Source organism: Pseudoalteromonas rubra (genome assembly GCF_000967655.1).
Taxonomy (GTDB): Bacteria; Pseudomonadota; Gammaproteobacteria; order Enterobacterales; family Alteromonadaceae; genus Pseudoalteromonas; species Pseudoalteromonas rubra_A.
In genome coordinates this window covers 17,223-33,933 of sequence record NZ_JXYA01000070.1, presented here as the reverse complement: position 1 = coordinate 33,933, position 16,711 = coordinate 17,223, and the positions used below count along the sequence as shown (strand labels likewise).

Below are 16,711 nucleotides of genomic sequence, written 5' to 3'. Positions count from 1 at the left end.
AAAGTGCGATCCCGCCGTGGTAGATGCCCCATTCAGAGGTGTGCATATGCCTGCGGATGTGATCAGCTTTGCACACGAAATAGAAAACCAGGCCAATAAAATGCGATGTGGTGCGCGTTATCCCACCAGCGGCACCCAGCGCAGACAATGCCGGGAGGAGCGCGAGCGGCTTCGCTCAATTAAAGACATTTTTGCCACCATCACTTTCAGAGACCTGCATGAGGGCAACCCGGCTAACCGTAACTTGCAGGAGCATATCCGCAGCCTGGATAACTACTTTGCCAATATGAGCGGCACACATACTACGGCCATCAGCTATGGGGCCATCAATGGTCGTGTGATCCCTGGTGTTTATACCGGCAACCGCGCACAGGATTTAAAGGTAGACATACAGTGGCACCTGTCCGGAGGCCGCCATTCCCGGTTATACAGTAGTGCACGCTCCGATGATAACGGCAGCTATATTCAGCTTTATCATCAAATCTCGCGAGAAATGGACAGAGCTTCTTCCTGGGCCATTGGTTATGACAGAGGGATCAGTGAGGGAGATTACACAACAGGACGAATGAGTTTTGTGAGCACAGCATCGGCATTTGATAACTATGTTTTTGACCAACATAGAAGCTATAGTTCTGATCACAATAACCATAGATGGATATTGTTTGATAAGGCTGATCTTGGACTAATTCTTAATTAGCACTCGGGGAGTAACTAATGTTACTCCCCCCTTCTTTTAAGGAAAAACAATGAAAAAAACACTGCTGATTGCTGCATTTATGCTTACAGGCTGTGAAAGTAAAGACTCATCTACGGTAGAGCAGAGTGAATTTACCTTTAGCCAGGTTACACTGACCCTGGAACGTAATTTCGAACGCAATTATGAAGGCGAAATATCCGATCATATCCGTGGACATGTGCGCCTAGCTGACAATACAGGAACACCGATAGAACTGACCGGACAGGATAATGTTACGCTATCCGGTCCTCACAGTATTGTTATTAAGGGCCAAAATACAGCGAAAGACATAGAAGAGCCATATTGCTGTTTTCTGAACTGGTCGTCAGAGTCGCAGTCAATCTCTGATACTCAAAGCTGGCAATTAAATATAAATCGCGGCAGGAAACCGATTGACAGTTATCCCGTCTCCTTTCCCCAGTTTGCGACCATAACTTATCCTGCAACTCAGGCTGATTATGACACTTTTGCATACTCAGGCAGCGATGTTGTAATAAGCTGGGATCCGAATTCGGTCAATCTGCCCGATAGCTTCACTTACAGAATCAAAACACTCAAAGAAGGCGAAAAATGTGACGCAAAACAGGATTCGGTTGTAGATTGGGAAGTTGAAATTGCACCTGATGACTTCCAACCAAATAAGCAACTGACTATACCCGCAAAGTACCTTAGCTTATGTCCATCACCTATCCAGATAGAAGTAGACCTTAGCTATAACGAGACAAAAACGGTGACTAGTTCTATCTACAACAAATCAACGCAAATTAACACGTCTTCGCATGTGAGAGTTAGATTAACGGAGCAAGAGTAAACCGTTGGCTGTATCTGGCACATAACCCTGCTCAGCTGGGATAATAAGGAAAATTAAACGATGAAAAAGTGGCTGAACAGTATAAAAAGGTTCTGACAGGAAAACAGTAACTACCAGAGGTAATAAAACAGCTAAAACACCACAGTCACGCCCAGCTCCCAGTTGCGCCCCACCTGAGGAAAAATAGAGCTGTAGAACCCCTGTGAACGCAGTAAATCACCGTTCTCATCGCGGAACTGGTTGCCTGAGCTGCCCTGTTCACTCCCGGCATGATATACCTGGCTGTCGAACAGGTTTTTCACTTTAAGATGCACACTCAGTGCATCCTGCTGCCAGACCAGGCTCAGATTTGTCACCAAATAGTCCCCGAGTTTGGTGCCTTGCTGGCGCAGCGGGTTGCGCAGGTAAAGTGATTTTTCAGAGACGTAGTTCAGGCGGGTATTAATGCTCAACCGAGTACTTAATGGCAAATTCAGGCCCAGATTCAGCTTATGGGGCGCAATGTCACCCAGGTCGACCCGGTAATGCCCGCATGCGGCAGCATCGTCCTCGCACGCTGGCGTGCCATCCCCTACCCACACGCCCAACTGATGGTCAAAGTTAATATGGCTGGTGGTTTTGGTATAAGTGTAATTCATGTAGGCGCTTATCTGAGGCGCATCAAACCAGGGATTTTCGGCCTCATAACGCAACCGCCATTCTGCTCCCAGCACATCGCGCTCACCGGCATTATTCGCTTCTTCTTTAATAACGTTGTTGTAGCGACTGTAATAAACCGACAGATCGCTAAACCAGGCCCCGCTTTGATTCATCCAGATAAGGGTTAAGTCTTTGACTTCTTCCGGGGCCAGCTCTGGGTTGGCATTACGCCCGTTCCACCCGCCGTATAATTGCACCGGGGCAGGTTCCTGAAACGCCGTAGCATAAATGGCCTTCACTGTATTAGTGGCATTAATGTCATAGGTCAGTGCAACACGCGGCTTGATAAACGTGCCGTATACTGAGTTGTTGTCCCAGCGTATCGCGCCACTGAGCGACCAGTCAGCTTGCTTGTAACTGGCTCGAAAATATACGCCCTTGTCTGTGGTCGTCACCAGGTTTTCATCCGGCATATCTTTGAGCTGATAGCGTATTACCTGCATATCCGGGTCGGTTGAATAGTACACACCTTTGCCCAGCCCATAAGGACCAAGATCTGCCGGATCTTCAAATGTACAGTACGCAGAGGCAAAGTACCCGCAGATCTCATACGCCGAGGTGAGTTCCTTACGCTCGTATTTTAGCCCTGCCGCCAGGTGCACTTCTGAGTTGTATTGATACTCATAATCCTGGCGCACTTTCCAGGAGCTGCTGGTCGAGTTCCAGTCAGAAATGGTCACATAAGAGTTGCGCGATTTCGTACTTAGCGGATCCGGACTGGCCTCGGCCCAGTCGCCATAACGCTGCTCTGAACGATAGCGAATAAAGTGCTTTAAGGTGCCTTTGTCAAACAAAGGGGTTTCATGCCTGAGATAATAGGAACTGGTACGCCGACTCCAGCGTGCATTGGGCTGGCCCCTGTCAAAGGCGAACTGCAACCCATAGCCATTGTGCGTGATCCAGTTATTGACCCCCAGGGTCAGGGTATCAAAACTGACCTCTCCAAACACGCCACTCTCATCATCTTTAGAGACATACTGACCATATGGCACACCATCATGGCCATAATTCAGCACCGGTCCCCAAAAGCGAGGATCCGAGAGATACTGTTCATCAACAAAGTCCCACCGGGCAAAATCATCGACCCCGGGACCATCACTTTTGAACTGCTTGATACCCAGCCAATAGCTCCAGCGCCCTGCCTTACCCAGCAAATTTAAATCCAGCGCTTTACTGCCAAAATCAGCCAGTTGTGCCTGTGCGCTCACCTTATGGCCGTCTTGCTCCAGCGCTTTCCCTTTTTTGGTGATGATGTTAATTACACCAAGAAATGCGTTCGGGCCATAAACCGCCCCGGCAGGACCCGACAACACTTCAATGCGCTCAATCATAGTTAAAGGCGTTTGCCTGTTGGCAGAAAAGTCATGCCCCCAAAGCTGATTATTTATCACCCCATTCACCATGACCAGCGTGCGCTGATTACTGGGGGTACGATAACCCCGCTGATAAAACAGGCTATGGTCGACCCCGTAAGAGGTATTAAGGTCAAACCCCGATAAGTCCGCAATGACTTCACTGAATGAGGTGTAGCCGCGTTGTTTAATATCCTGTTCAGTGATCACTTGTATTGATGCGGGTGTGTGGCGAAACTGCTCCGCCCGGTTAGAGCCGGACGTGACCGTCAATTCGAGCAAGTCGTCCAGCTCCAGCGCAAACAGGCCTGAGTCAGCTTCATTTGCACCCAAAACCGTTGACGCCAACATACACATCAAAGGCATCATTTTTTTTGTCGCACTGCGTAGCATATCTGCCTGCATCTTTCGCGGTAAAAGTACCTCTAAAGTAATAGTCGCACATTGCAGGCATTGCAACATAGGGGGCTTCAGGTGAGCACAAAACGCCTTCTTCTGTGAAACTTCCCCTTGTTTTTTTAGCTCCACAACGGAGTAACGCTACCGAATTGGCGTGCAAAATATTCAGTTAATGCGCTCTTTGCCGGTCAACTAACGTGTTGGCGGCTCTCCCTCTAGTATGCTCATCAACATTGCCGAAGATGTTGGTACCAGTCCGATTTTTAGGCCGAATGGCTTGAAGGCCTTGTTTAATACTTCGGTTTTATAGTTTCCACGGTCGTTTTCTATATCTGAGAGTGTTTTGCGAGAGATGTTTACTCATTATATGACACACCTGCAAATAATGAGTAAAAGGGACCTCATTAATTGCTGTAATTCAATTTAATGCGCATCTAGCTACTCATTAATGCATGAGCGGATACTCAGTGTGATTAAGCAATGTAACCAAGGCTATGGCTGATGCAAGTTTTACCAAATTTGCGCTTCAAGATGAGATGGAGGAGGGGCATTTCTGAATCACCACACCGCGCTCAGAAACATAAAGCAGGCCAGTAAACTGACCTACGATCAACAACATTGTCTAGCAAGAAACTAAAAATATCACCTTATCAGGTTACCCACTCGGGCGCCTGTTCAGGTCATACAATAGCAATTAAGCGCACTGCCAGGTTTGCGGGCACTGCATGGTTTTCAGACACATAAGTGTGTCCAGGTTAGTACCACCAGCAACCTGTGGGGTTTGCTGTGGGTTAAGTTTAGCAGAAGAGGTGTTAAGGTTTTTAACGGTCTTTTTGCTTAGTTTAAGTAACATCTTAATTTCCTTTGGTTAGTTACATAAGTCGCAGTAACAGTATCAGGTTTTTATAGTCGCAAAAAGCCCAAATAGATGAAATATTTATTTAAATAAAACTGAGTTTAATAAACAATCATTCGTTAAAAAACACTTATAAAAATAGCTCATGTTTTGATCAAATCATTTTTATGAACGCATTATTTCCCAATTGGGAACATTTATACCCACCCACACTGTCACCTCTGTTTAACCCAGCAAACGATAGCTTAATCTCTGATCCGGCCTCGTCCGCACAAAAAAACCACTGCCGTGAAAGGTTACACAAAGCAACAGAGTACAGGTGCCCTACTCAGCTCTTCAGTTCTGGAGAGCACCCCGAAATATTTTTGGCTTTTACGTGTCTGAAATGTACCGGAGACGCTACTGATCTGATGTGTTTCAACCCATTTTGTAAAATACATACAGGATTGAAAGAGTTCGTTACAATATAACGAGAATCACTTACACACTCTAAGGACCGCAACATGGCCACTCTCAAAAATGTGCGCAGTAACGAGGTTATTCATACTGGATCGTTCCACCGTTTTGGCAGACTAAGTCATACGGTTGATACCTGGCTAGATCATGTAAGTGTTTCCCGGATCCATGGGATCATCGAGTGGCATGTTAATCATTGGATTGTCAGAGATGTAAGTAGAAATGGTATCTGGCTTAATAGTGAACGATTAAAGCCAAATCAGGATATCACTCTCAGCAAAGGAGATTGTTTAAGATTCGCAAACCATGACCTGCTAGAGTTTGAAGTAACGTCCTGCGCGCCCCCACAAGATCTGTTGATTGCTCAAACGACAAGCCCTCCTGTAAGCAGCGCGATTAAGGCTCCGATAGTGCTAGATGGTTATCATTTGCTTCCCAATGATAGCGCGCCTGAAGTCGCTATGTTTTTTGACATAAGCCTTTGCAAATGGTGTACCGAAAACCTGGCGACCCAGCAAGTCAGCGTTGTTAATGATGGTGATCTGGTCACCATAAGCGACACCCATTGGCGCCTATTCATAGCAGCCAGAAACGAGTCAAAATCCACAGAGCCGACTCAAGACATGAGCAATCTGTTCAAATGTGAAATATCACTAAGCCAAGACGAAGAGCATACGACAATAAAAATCTACACCCCGGAATGCTTGATTGATTTAAAGGAAAGATCGCACCACTACTTGATAGCAATGCTGGCAAGATACAAAGCACACGCTTATCAGACTCGCACCCCATTAGAGGAATTCACAAAGGGCTGGGTAAGTCTCAAAACGCTTGCAAGAGACTTAGGCCTGACAGAAAACCATATCAATATTCTTATACACAGAGCCAGACAACAATTGGTGCAACAAGTAGGGAATGTAACGCTACATAATTGTCTTATTGAGCGTAAAAAAGGCCATGTCCGTTTCGCAGGAAAGCACTTTAAAATATTGAAAGGTGGCATATTAGAAACTCGGGTAGGCATGGATTAAAACCTGCAAAGCAATATAATAACGTTCCAATACATTAATCATACTAGTCAAAGAAATTGGTGAGATATGAGCACACCCTGCCCCTTATTAAATGATATGTCTTTGCAGCTACCAGCCAAACTGGAAGCACTAAAAATGCTCGGCAGCGGGGGAATGGCGCATGTTTTGCTGGCTAATGACACCCAGCTGCAACGTCAGGTTGCCGTCAAATTACTGAAACCCTGCACCAGGTTAAGTGAAGAAGATGTGCTGACCGAAGCGCGTATAATGGCAAGACTGAATCATGCCAATATAGTGCAAATATATGAGCTGCACAAAACCCAGCAAGGGCTGGCATTGATTATGGAATACGTTGCAGGTCAGCCATTGAATGTGATAACTCAATCCCGCCTTCTTACACTGGAAGAGAAACTACAGATTGCCACTGATATTTGCAAAGGGTTAGCATATGCGCATCAACAAGGGGTTTTGCACTGCGACCTGAAACCCGGCAACATCCTGCTTTCGCACGTCAACGACGTAAAAGTCACCGATTTTGGTATTTCACAACTTCTACATGATGATTCCGTGGCCTCGCCGATATATGGTACACACAGTGCTATGTCACCCGAGCACCTCTTAGGGCTGCCTTTGAGCGAAAAATCGGATCTGTTTTCACTGGGGTTGTTGATGTTTGAGCTGTTTGCAGGTCGCCACCCATTCGGAAGCCACCAGGCAGATGCCACAAAAGCCATTCTTACAGCAACTCCTTCAAGCGCCCGTGATATTTTTCCACTTCTGCCAACAGCGCTCGCCGAGCTGATTGACATGTTGCTCTTGTCTGATCCAGCACAGCGTCCGAACTCTGCGCAGTACGTGTATGAACGACTTTGCGATATTAAAGCGCAACATGCATTACTTAACACAGATGACACCGTGCTGCTTGATGATTTGACCAGCAGTCCTCAGGCGCCGGATAACACGCACACCTCCCCGGAAAAGGGGCGTTCCCGGGGTCGGATATGGCCCGCAATGGCAGTGCTAACATTCAGTATTGTGATCAGTTTAATATACTGGCAACAGATGCAACCCGTCACACGCTACATTGCGGTGATGGAACCTGACTTTACCAATAGTGAGCTAAATGCACAGCAGCAACAACTGCTCCGGGCAACCGTCAATGATGCGCTCAGTAGCGCCATTGCTCAGAGCAGTGCGCTGTATCTCATCCCAAGCTCTGAATACAAAGGTGTGCATAGCAGTGCGCACATTGCCGACATCACAGGTGCAACAGATATTGTGCAAAGCCAGCTAGATTGCACCAGCACCACTTGCCTGCTAAAACTGAGCCATATTGATACCAGTAACAACACGGTACTCTCCAGCCAGTCAATACTGACAGACTCAGAAAGCTATCTTAAGTTAAAAGATTCGGCGCACGTTTTACTTACGGATCTTTTCCCGGATGCTGATGTGCCAGCGCAACTGACTCAAAATATCGGTCAGGATGCATATCTTGTTTATCTGAGCGTTTATATCAATGCGATGATAAACGGTCACTACAACCCAGAGGATCTGACCAGGCTAACGCCTTTAATTGATCAAAACCCAAGATTTTATCCGCTCTATTCTTTGTTCACTTTTCTGGCAATAAAGTTATCTGAAACATACGGCGACAAAAGCCATCTGCAACCCCTGCAGCAAGCACTGCATGATGCGCCCCATGTCTATCAGTACAGCAATAATTATCATATCAATATGGCATTATTGAGCATAGAAACGGGTGATATCGACAAAGCAGACAGTCATATTGGCGCGATTTCCCTTTCTGGCGCTGGCCCTGTATTTACTTTGATGCTACAAGGGCAAAAGCACTTTAAAACCGGCAATATTTCGCAGGCAATTGAAAGCTACAAAGCAATGCTTAAACTCAAAGGCAGTGTGGATGATCACTACAACCTGGCCATTGCCCATTACTACAACGCAGACTTAGAGCAGGCAAAAACGCTGCTGTATGCGGTTATAGACAGGGCTGGCGGAACTGAGTACATTTATAAGTTGTTAGGTGATATCTACCTTAGCCAGGGCCAGCCCGACAAATTCCTCGCCAATTATAATAAGTTGACCACGTCAGACCCATTATCAGAAAACAATAAAGCGATTGCTTACATGTTGCTGTCGCAACCCACCAAGGCGCTGTCCCACGCTAAAGCGGCTTACAGACAGGCGCCACAAAGTACACTGACCGAGCTGACACTCGCCGACAATTATCTGTTGCTGGGGGATCATCACAAAGCACATTCGCACTACCACGCAATTTTGGCCAAAACACACGAGCAAAGTGATTTCGAAAGCCAGATCGACAGAGCACAGGCCGCTGCTCAGCTTGGCGAAGCAGAACTGGCACTTACCGCGCTGAACCAGGCAATCAAGCTATCCAATGAACGCTATGAATATGCCTATACGGCCGCAACTGTGTATACCTTAGTGGGTGAATACAGTTCGGCCAATATACACGTTAAAGACGCCCTGAATGCAGGTTACCATGCAATCTGGTTTAGTTACCCCTGGTTTAAACCTCTGTGTCGATTTGAACATTTCAAAGACATAGTCACACAGCGGGATAACAACCCGCTGTGTCGGGCCGGTTAATGTTTAGGACGAGGTTTACCTATTCCTAACCTTGGGTCATCCGTTACGTAGTACTTGCCATTCACCTTGTTTCTTCCCCTGATAAAGAAGGGAAACAGATGCGCATGCTTAACCCACTCCTGCATATCGATTCCAGACTTGCTAACATCCTCACATTGGAAGCTGGTCGGTATGTATAGTTCTATTTTTAACTCTTTGATATAGCCTGAGTTATTGATATTCACAGAGGCCTTAATTTGGCCGTCGTAGGCATTGATGTTGGAGGTTTTTTCTATTATTCGCTGGCTGACATCGTCTGAAGAATTGAAAATCACATCCACAAATTCCCAGTTGTCATCACACAAATAGATCACCAGCGTCGATTTATAATGATCTCCGTCTTCCTCCAGCTCCTCTAGAATGAGTATATCTTCATGCCCTTCTACAGACAAACCCGGGTTTATAATCTTTAAATCCCAGTAGTAGTCGCCCAAATCAATTTCTTTTTCAAAACGAGTTTCGTTGGTTTTTTCTCGCCACAGAGGTGGAGATTTAAAGTGATCAATATTTTTGTTTTCACCATCTGCTACTATCGCTTTCATATACTGTACGGCACCGGGCTTTTTAATTGCGGCTTGTTCATCAATATCCAAGCAGCAAGTGTATTTTATAGAGTTTTTATACCCATCTTTCAGTTTGAAAAAAAGAGGAATTTTACTGACACCATCATCATGGTCTTCACCCGGAATTTTACTTACATGTACCCAGACACTGCATTCATCAGCACTAACATCATAGTTTATCTTATAACCGTTCTCTGTTAACTTCTGTTCATCATACCTGTCAGCATTCATACACCATGAAGAAAAGCGATATCCTGTCGCTTTTTCTCGCTCACTAAGAGAAAAGTGCAACTGAAATGCTACACCTAATGTTCTGTTAAAAGGTGGCAAATTAAGTCTGAGCGAATCGCTTAATTCATCAGTATAACTCTTGTGAAAATCGACACTTTCAAAAGGTTTATGAATGATTGTTTTAACCTGCGTACCTAAAAACTCTCTTGGATTGAGTGTAAGTCTGGCTTGATATTCATTTTCGTAATCTCCCACTCCTACCGACAAAAAAAGCGAGTCATGCATGTAAAACGTGTCAATCATGTACTTCCCTTTATCATCATACTCTTCAATAAAACTCTTAAGATCACCTTCAAAAAACTTACTCTCAGATGGATCATTATTATTAAGTACTTTATTGAATATTTTTACTCTATCAATTTTTTCGACAAACACATCCTTAAGCGAAACCGATATACCACGGCGCACTGAAAGCCTGTCATCTGCACTTTCATTGTCAGAACTTTGCAGCTCCAGAATAGTCAATATATTCTCTATTTTAATAAAAATAAAACCATCTTTTACCTCCACCTCCATCTCGTGAGGCATAAGGTCTCTTGATAAGTCTACTGAAAGCCTCCAAATTACTTTCCCTTTGCCACCACGCAATTGACTCTCACCACCCAAGCGCTCAAGTACCGCCCCCAGCAATACAATGACTTCTGTTTTCCCTTTGTCTCTTCCTTTTTTATCTTGCAATTCCGATTTCAAAAACTCAACTTTAAATAAATCATCTCTATTACAAAAATAAACCTGATCAATAAAACTATACTTTCCGCTATAATCCCCATTGATAAAAAAGCATTCTTTTGATTTTAAAACATCTAAGTTACAAGCGGCCCCCTCCTCCCCTGCATTAACAAAATAGAGTTCTTCATTAGGAGAGCAATGGTAATAGAAAAAGCACGACTCACTCAGCATAATTAAATGAACATTAAAACCTGCTCCTTCATTAGCAGGTTTAAAATCCACAGCTTGAACAGATTGTAATTTTAAATATTCACCTCCTTTTTCAAAATGATATTTTCTCAGCCCTTTCCCATCAAACAAAATTATAGTATCATCAATAACCTGCAGCTTCTCCTGTTTCAAAGGTGTCAATTCAGCACTCCCTCCGTTACTAAAAACTTTAAGAGATTCATGGCCATGATTGTAATCAACAACCCTAGTTTCAAACCCAATATTTTTCCTTTTAAAATAGACAAGGGCATAACTGCCATTATAATTAGTAATAAAAGCCAAATCCTGACCAACTTGAACGCATTTTATATTATATAAACACGACCAGAAGGTCCTGGGATGATGAGCAGCAGCATCCATAACAGCACCATCCCTCTCACCTTCAAAAATATAATGGCATCTATTACCAGAAAAAAAATCAACAATATCAATAATCATAGCATCATGACCATGTCTTTTAAATGTAACCTTATACCTTCCAGTATTAAAACAACCATCACCATAATACATGCCGCTAGTCCTAAAAAAACTACTCATAAAAATCTCACTCCGTATAAAAAGAAAAGCAATGGAACGTTCCACATTTAGCATGAGCCATCTTTTTTTACAACCCACCCTTTTATAATTTCAATTTCCTCAACAATCACCGTTAGCACCGCGTAATACTTTCCAAGCTTACTTTTAAATAAATTCCCCAGCTTAGAACCAGCCAGTAAATACTGTATTTTAACAGAGGGTATAAAATGTCTTTAAAAACGCACAAGCAGCTTATGCATGTCGCTGTGTTGACAGCACTAATATCAGGATGTGGTGGAGGTGGCGACGGCGCTTCAGGTCAAAACTCAGGCAGCCAGCATACCAAGCCACCCGCTCAAACAACGCCAGCACAAACTGGCTCCCTGAGCATTACGGTAAATGCCATGGACTCCCAGTCAAAGACTGAGCAACTTCAAAATCATTTGTCTTCCGGGGTTGTCGGGCGGTCTGACATATTTCAAGATTCCGATGACGCGGTTTCATACCCGTCTAAGCACCAACCAGCATTGGCAGGGCGACATGCCCCAGCCGGTGAGCAAGCGACGCTCAAACCAGATTTAGATTTGACAGCCAGTCAATATGTTATTTCTGGCACAGGCCCTGAGAATAGTGCATTTAGCCAAACACTAACCTCAGGGAATAACCTGCAACTGGACTTTTTACGTTTTGGTCAGTGGGATATTACAGTAGAGGCTAAAAATGCGGCTTCAGAACGTTTTGCTCAGGGAACCAAAGCAGTTAACATTAATGTTGGTGAAGTCACCAGCACTGCCATTGACCTGTCGCTGATTGAAGGGACAGGCAGTTTTACACTGAACCTTGAGTTCCCGGAAGCAAGTGTTCAGGGGGAAGTGATGTCAGCCATGCTCAAACCCGAAACGGGCGAGTCAATCCAGCTGAGTTTACAACCAGGCCCCGTAAAAACCGGGTTTAAAACCTATACCGCCACCCTCTCAAATACTGTGCCCAGTGGTTACTATACGCTCATCGTTACAGTACATGATCAGGGTAATAACGGTGTGCAGCATCTGGCGCTGGGTGTTGCGGAAACCGTACAGATCCTGGCTGATCAAATAACCATTGGTCAGTACAGTTTAACGGGTGCAGCGGGTCTGGGGTCAGTTAACTTTGAGTTTAACTTAGATTTGAATGAAAACCTGCCCGTTTCTCTGATCGGCAGCAGCCAATACGCGACAACATTTGCATTTGATTCAGACACCATCATAGCAGCCAGCGCGGGCATTACCGCCAATGATGTCGATGCCGCTAATGTCACCTATGTCTGGTATCTCAATGGCCAGGTTGTGGCGGTAGATACCAGCAACTATACCCTTGATTCGCGCTTTTCTCCTTTTACGACGTCCGTAAATGGTCGGTTTATTCCAGGCAGCTACCGACTTGATGTGGTTGCATTTAATGCCGATGCTTCAAGAAGCGGCTCCGCTTCCTTTGAGTTCGAAGTCACCGGCGACCCCGTTGGTTCACAGGAAAGCGCTTCTATGCGTAGCCGTGTCGGATATCAGGTTGTAAGCAATGGTATAAGCCGCTTCACAGCGCTCCCGCAAGCGCAAGCCAGTCTGTCTGGCAGACATGTCAATGTCGATCAATTTGGTCAGCTCAGCATTGACAATGTTCCCGTTGGCGAACATGTACTCAGCGTTCAGGCTCCGGGTTTCTTTCCTTATTACAAGCGTATTGAATTACAGGGCGATGAAATACTCACTCTGGGTAAAATCAACCTGACCGAAGGGCACACGGTGCAGTTTACCGCCACACAGCCCACTAATATCGATATCGGCGGCGACCTGGCCCGTATAGACTTTGCACCAAACAGCATTGCATATGAAAATGGTGACCTGTACACCAGTCAGGTCCAAATACAATACACTGCGCTCAACCCGTTGTCCGATCAGTTTTATTCCACTTTCCCGGGCGAGTTTAAAGGGCAAATAGCCGACGGCAGCCTGGTAGACATTATCTCCTATGGAGTGATAGCCGCGGAGCTGAGCGACACCAATGGCACCCCGCTGCAGATCAAAGATGGTCATTTTGCCGATATTCGTATTAAAGTAGCCGATCCTGCTACGGCCCCTGAAACTATGCCATTGTGGCACCTCAATGAAGAAACCGGTACCTGGACCCATGAGGGCAATGCCACACTCAGTGGAGACTATTACGTCGGTCAGGTAGGTCATTTTAGCTGGTGGAACTTTGATTACCAACTGGATGGTGAGCGGGCAGGCTACAGAAACATGAATGTTACAGTACAAGACGCGGCTGGTCAGGCTATCCCCAATGCTGAAGTCACGCTAACCAGCAAGGCAGGCTTTAGCTATCAGCAAAGCTATACCACAAATCAGCAGGGTCAAACCTCAGCCAGAGCACTGTTTACGAAAAGTGCCACACAAACACCAGATTCACTCTTTTACGAGATTGTGGCGACCTATCAGGACTTGACGAGTGGACCACAGACACTGCGCTTCTTCCCGGACAGATGGGGTACAGTGGATCAAAACGGTAATGAGATCCCACTAAATGACGTTGTACTGACTTTACAGCAGCAGGTTGCGACCTTTAAAGGCGAAGCGGTTCTCGATGATACCCGCCAGCCACTGGTTGATAATGGGCCCAGTTTAATATTTACAGAGCGCACCCCTACAATTGAACTCAACTTTGCTAATCAAGGTGCCGGAACACTCAATATTAATGACGTATCGCTTACACCTGCTGGTAAGTACCGGTTATCTAGCATGCCTACCTGGCCACAAACACTAGAGCAAGATGAATCCACAAAGTTCAACGTCACCTATCTGGGTGATTTTAGCACCACTGACAAAGCGACTTTAACTGTTGCGAATAATTCACTCAATGAACAAATTGATATCCCTTTCGCGGCCGTGGCGGTGCTTAACGGACTGTATGCAGAGACTCAGGAACTTGCCGTCGAACCGCAATACAAAGGCTCTATCATCAAATCTTCCTATACAGATTATTACCAGGGCGGCGTGATGATTGATCGCGGCAATGGCATTAACCTTCGAGAAAGTCAGGATTATATAAGCCGGGGTTATATGGCGTTTGACCTGTCAGGCCTGCCAAAAAATGCCCGGATCACACGTGCTGAATTGGTATTTAACAGGATAGCTGCCTATGGGGGGTTCAAGGTTTATATCAGTGAGCAGGGCCAGCTGCTGCAGCCTGATGACTTCAACCTGCCCTGTGATCCTGTTACGCCAGTTTGTCTGCTCACAACTATAGAGCCTCCGAGAGGCACAACGCTTAACTATGCTGCTCCATTACTTGTATCTGAGCTCACCCGACTGGAGACAATCACTAACAGCAATGATCAACTGCTGAAGCTGATGTTTGTCGGTAACGAAGGAAGCAATGGATATATTAACGTGAACGATGTGCAGCTGGTCATTGAATACGCCCAGTGATCCACCCACCTGAGCTGCCTGCAACAGGCAGCTTCTTTGACACCTTCTTAGACACAGGGTAGCCAAACCATGTTTATCAACAGCTCCAGACCATGTCAGTTTCTCATCGGTTTATTTGCTTTAATCACTGTTGTGCGCTGGCAGGCGGTGTACTACAGCCATGATACGCCAAAGTTTTTTTTGCTCGAAATTGGCCTGAGTCTGTTTGTTTTGTATCAGCTGAAAGCCAGAAACTGGCAACTGACTTTACCAGCTTGCCTTTTTATCTCAGCCAGTGCTTACGCATGTGTTACTCTACTCTGGGCGCCCAACATGTTTGCAGGTGTCTCTTTTATCATCTGGCTGGCGTTGACCGGGCTGACCCTGATGGCCTTGCTGCAACAATTTAGCGCTCGGCAAATCACTCACTTGTTACTCAATGCCTCTGCTGTCTCGGCAGGTGCTTTCTGCCTGACCTATTTCATCGACCGACTTGCAGGCTTGCCTCAGCTGGTGGGTAACTTTACGCCCATCGGATTTATCAATAATGCCGGTCATGTCATGGTGATCTGGCTTCCATGCCTCATTTTAGCGATCTGTCGAACTGCCAGCTGGATACGCAGAATGCTGTTAGTGATGATACTGTTTTCACTGGTGTATATACTGATGGTCTGTGCCATACGTAGCACGATTATCGCTCTGCTCATAAGCGAGATGCTAGTTTTGGCCCTATTACTTTGCAAAGACCGTAAACAGGCGTTGATGTTTATGTCAGTAAGTGCTCTGCTGCTCTCGGGCGCAGCATTGTTTACGTATTCCGATACATTACAAGGTGGCCGACTGTCTGCAAAATTCAATTCATTGCAAAGTTCATTTAGCATGAGTTATCAGCCCAGGCTGAATATACTCGCTAACAGTAAAGATATGTTGCTAGAACACCCTCTGGGTGTGGGCGCGAATAACTTTGAGTTTGTGCACCCTCGCTATGCCAAAACCGGTACAGAGCTGGCATCACCTATGGTAAATCATCAATCCCTGCTCAAGACACCGCACAATATATTTGCCAAGCTATACACTGAACTTGGCTGGCCAGGAGGGACGCTGTTTGCGCTCGTTTTGCTTTATTATTTATGGCAAGCCTGGCTAGGTGCCTGGATTGGTGGCCTGACCGAGCGCTGGCTATGTGTTGCCTACTCAGCACTGCTCATTAATGCACAGTTTAGCGCAGTATTTTTAACCCCTGTCAGTCTGGCATTTTCAGTGCTCCTGATCGCAGCCATTCACAGTCGAAGCGCACATCCTGTGTTGTGGACGGCCCAGCTAAACAAAAACCTATTTCGTGTTGCAAAAGTCTCTATTTTAACGTGTTTCCTCACCACATCTGGCGCTTTTTTTGCGTCCGAAGTCTACAGTAAAAAAGGCTTACTAACACTTGATGCTGCGCACTTAACGCGCTCAGTCAGGCTCAACCCGGGCAATGAACGAGCCTGGCTGATGTTAAGTATCAGTCATGCTGTGCACCAAAATGAGCATAAACGTTTAGCCGCTATCAAGCAGTTTCGCGCACTAAACCCCGAAAACATTCACGGTCGCTATGCAGAGGCCCAGGCCTATCACAATATCGGCAGGCATACAGAAGCGCTGAAAAAAGTACAGGCGTTGCTGGCACTTCATCCACATGACAAACGAACGCTCGCACTGAGTCACCAAATAAAAAGCACGCTAGGTGTATCAGGTCAAAGCACGTCCAAAAGTAGTAGATATAGTCACAAAAGCCCTAACATAAGAAATATTCCCCCACAAAGGCCTGTATTATAAATAATTGCTCGTAAAAAACGCCTACACAAATAGCTCATGTTTTGATTAGTCCACTTTCCGGTACGCATTATTATCCAATTGAGAGCATTTACACCCAAGCAGGCTTTAACCTTTATTTAACCTAACAAACGTTA

The 16,711-nt window shown here is 45.6% G+C and carries 9 protein-coding genes; 6 read left to right on the top strand and 3 right to left on the bottom strand.

Annotated elements, in window-relative coordinates:
- Nucleotides 1-697 (top strand): hypothetical protein (locus tag TW77_RS25455; RefSeq protein ID WP_162197985.1); only part of this gene is annotated, 697 nt, incomplete at its 5' end.
- A gap of 49 nt (nt 698-746) precedes the next feature.
- The gene (locus tag TW77_RS22625) at nt 747-1,547 is read left to right on the top strand and encodes a hypothetical protein (RefSeq protein ID WP_046007233.1); all 801 of its coding nucleotides are present in this window, start codon (nt 747-749) and stop codon (nt 1,545-1,547) included.
- Between the two features lie 131 nt (nt 1,548-1,678).
- On the opposite strand, the gene TW77_RS22620 is transcribed toward TW77_RS22625, so the two are convergent.
- Complete coding sequence (locus TW77_RS22620) at nt 1,679-3,967, bottom strand: TonB-dependent receptor plug domain-containing protein (RefSeq protein WP_162197984.1); 2,289 nt, start codon at nt 3,965-3,967, stop codon at nt 1,679-1,681.
- A gap of 724 nt (nt 3,968-4,691) precedes the next feature.
- The gene (locus TW77_RS25310) at nt 4,692-4,850 is read right to left on the bottom strand and encodes a hypothetical protein (RefSeq protein WP_155946265.1); all 159 of its coding nucleotides are present in this window, start codon (nt 4,848-4,850) and stop codon (nt 4,692-4,694) included.
- Between the two features lie 506 nt (nt 4,851-5,356).
- On the opposite strand from TW77_RS25310, the gene TW77_RS22615 reads away from it, so the two are divergent.
- A complete protein-coding gene (locus TW77_RS22615) occupies nt 5,357-6,340 on the top strand; it encodes an FHA domain-containing protein (RefSeq protein ID WP_046007232.1) in 984 nt (327 codons plus the stop codon).
- A 66-nt stretch (nt 6,341-6,406) separates the two neighbouring features.
- The gene (locus tag TW77_RS22610; protein ID WP_046007231.1) at nt 6,407-8,971 is read left to right on the top strand and encodes a serine/threonine-protein kinase; all 2,565 of its coding nucleotides are present in this window, start codon (nt 6,407-6,409) and stop codon (nt 8,969-8,971) included.
- Here the strand turns inward: TW77_RS22610 and TW77_RS22605 are convergent.
- Nucleotides 8,968-11,340 carry a hypothetical protein gene (locus TW77_RS22605; protein ID WP_156158743.1) on the bottom strand — a complete coding sequence of 791 codons (2,373 nt, stop codon included), beginning with the start codon at nt 11,338-11,340 and terminating at the stop codon, nt 8,968-8,970. The genes TW77_RS22610 and TW77_RS22605 overlap by 4 nt on opposite strands.
- 206 nt (nt 11,341-11,546) lie before the next feature.
- On the opposite strand from TW77_RS22605, the gene TW77_RS22600 reads away from it, so the two are divergent.
- Nucleotides 11,547-14,780, top strand: coding sequence for an Ig-like domain-containing protein (locus TW77_RS22600; protein ID WP_046007229.1), 3,234 nt, complete (start codon nt 11,547-11,549; stop codon nt 14,778-14,780).
- Between the two features lie 69 nt (nt 14,781-14,849).
- Nucleotides 14,850-16,577: an O-antigen ligase family protein gene (locus tag TW77_RS22595; RefSeq protein WP_046007228.1), complete on the top strand. Its 1,728-nt coding sequence runs from the start codon at nt 14,850-14,852 to the stop codon at nt 16,575-16,577.
- Nucleotides 16,578-16,711 lie beyond the last annotated feature (134 nt).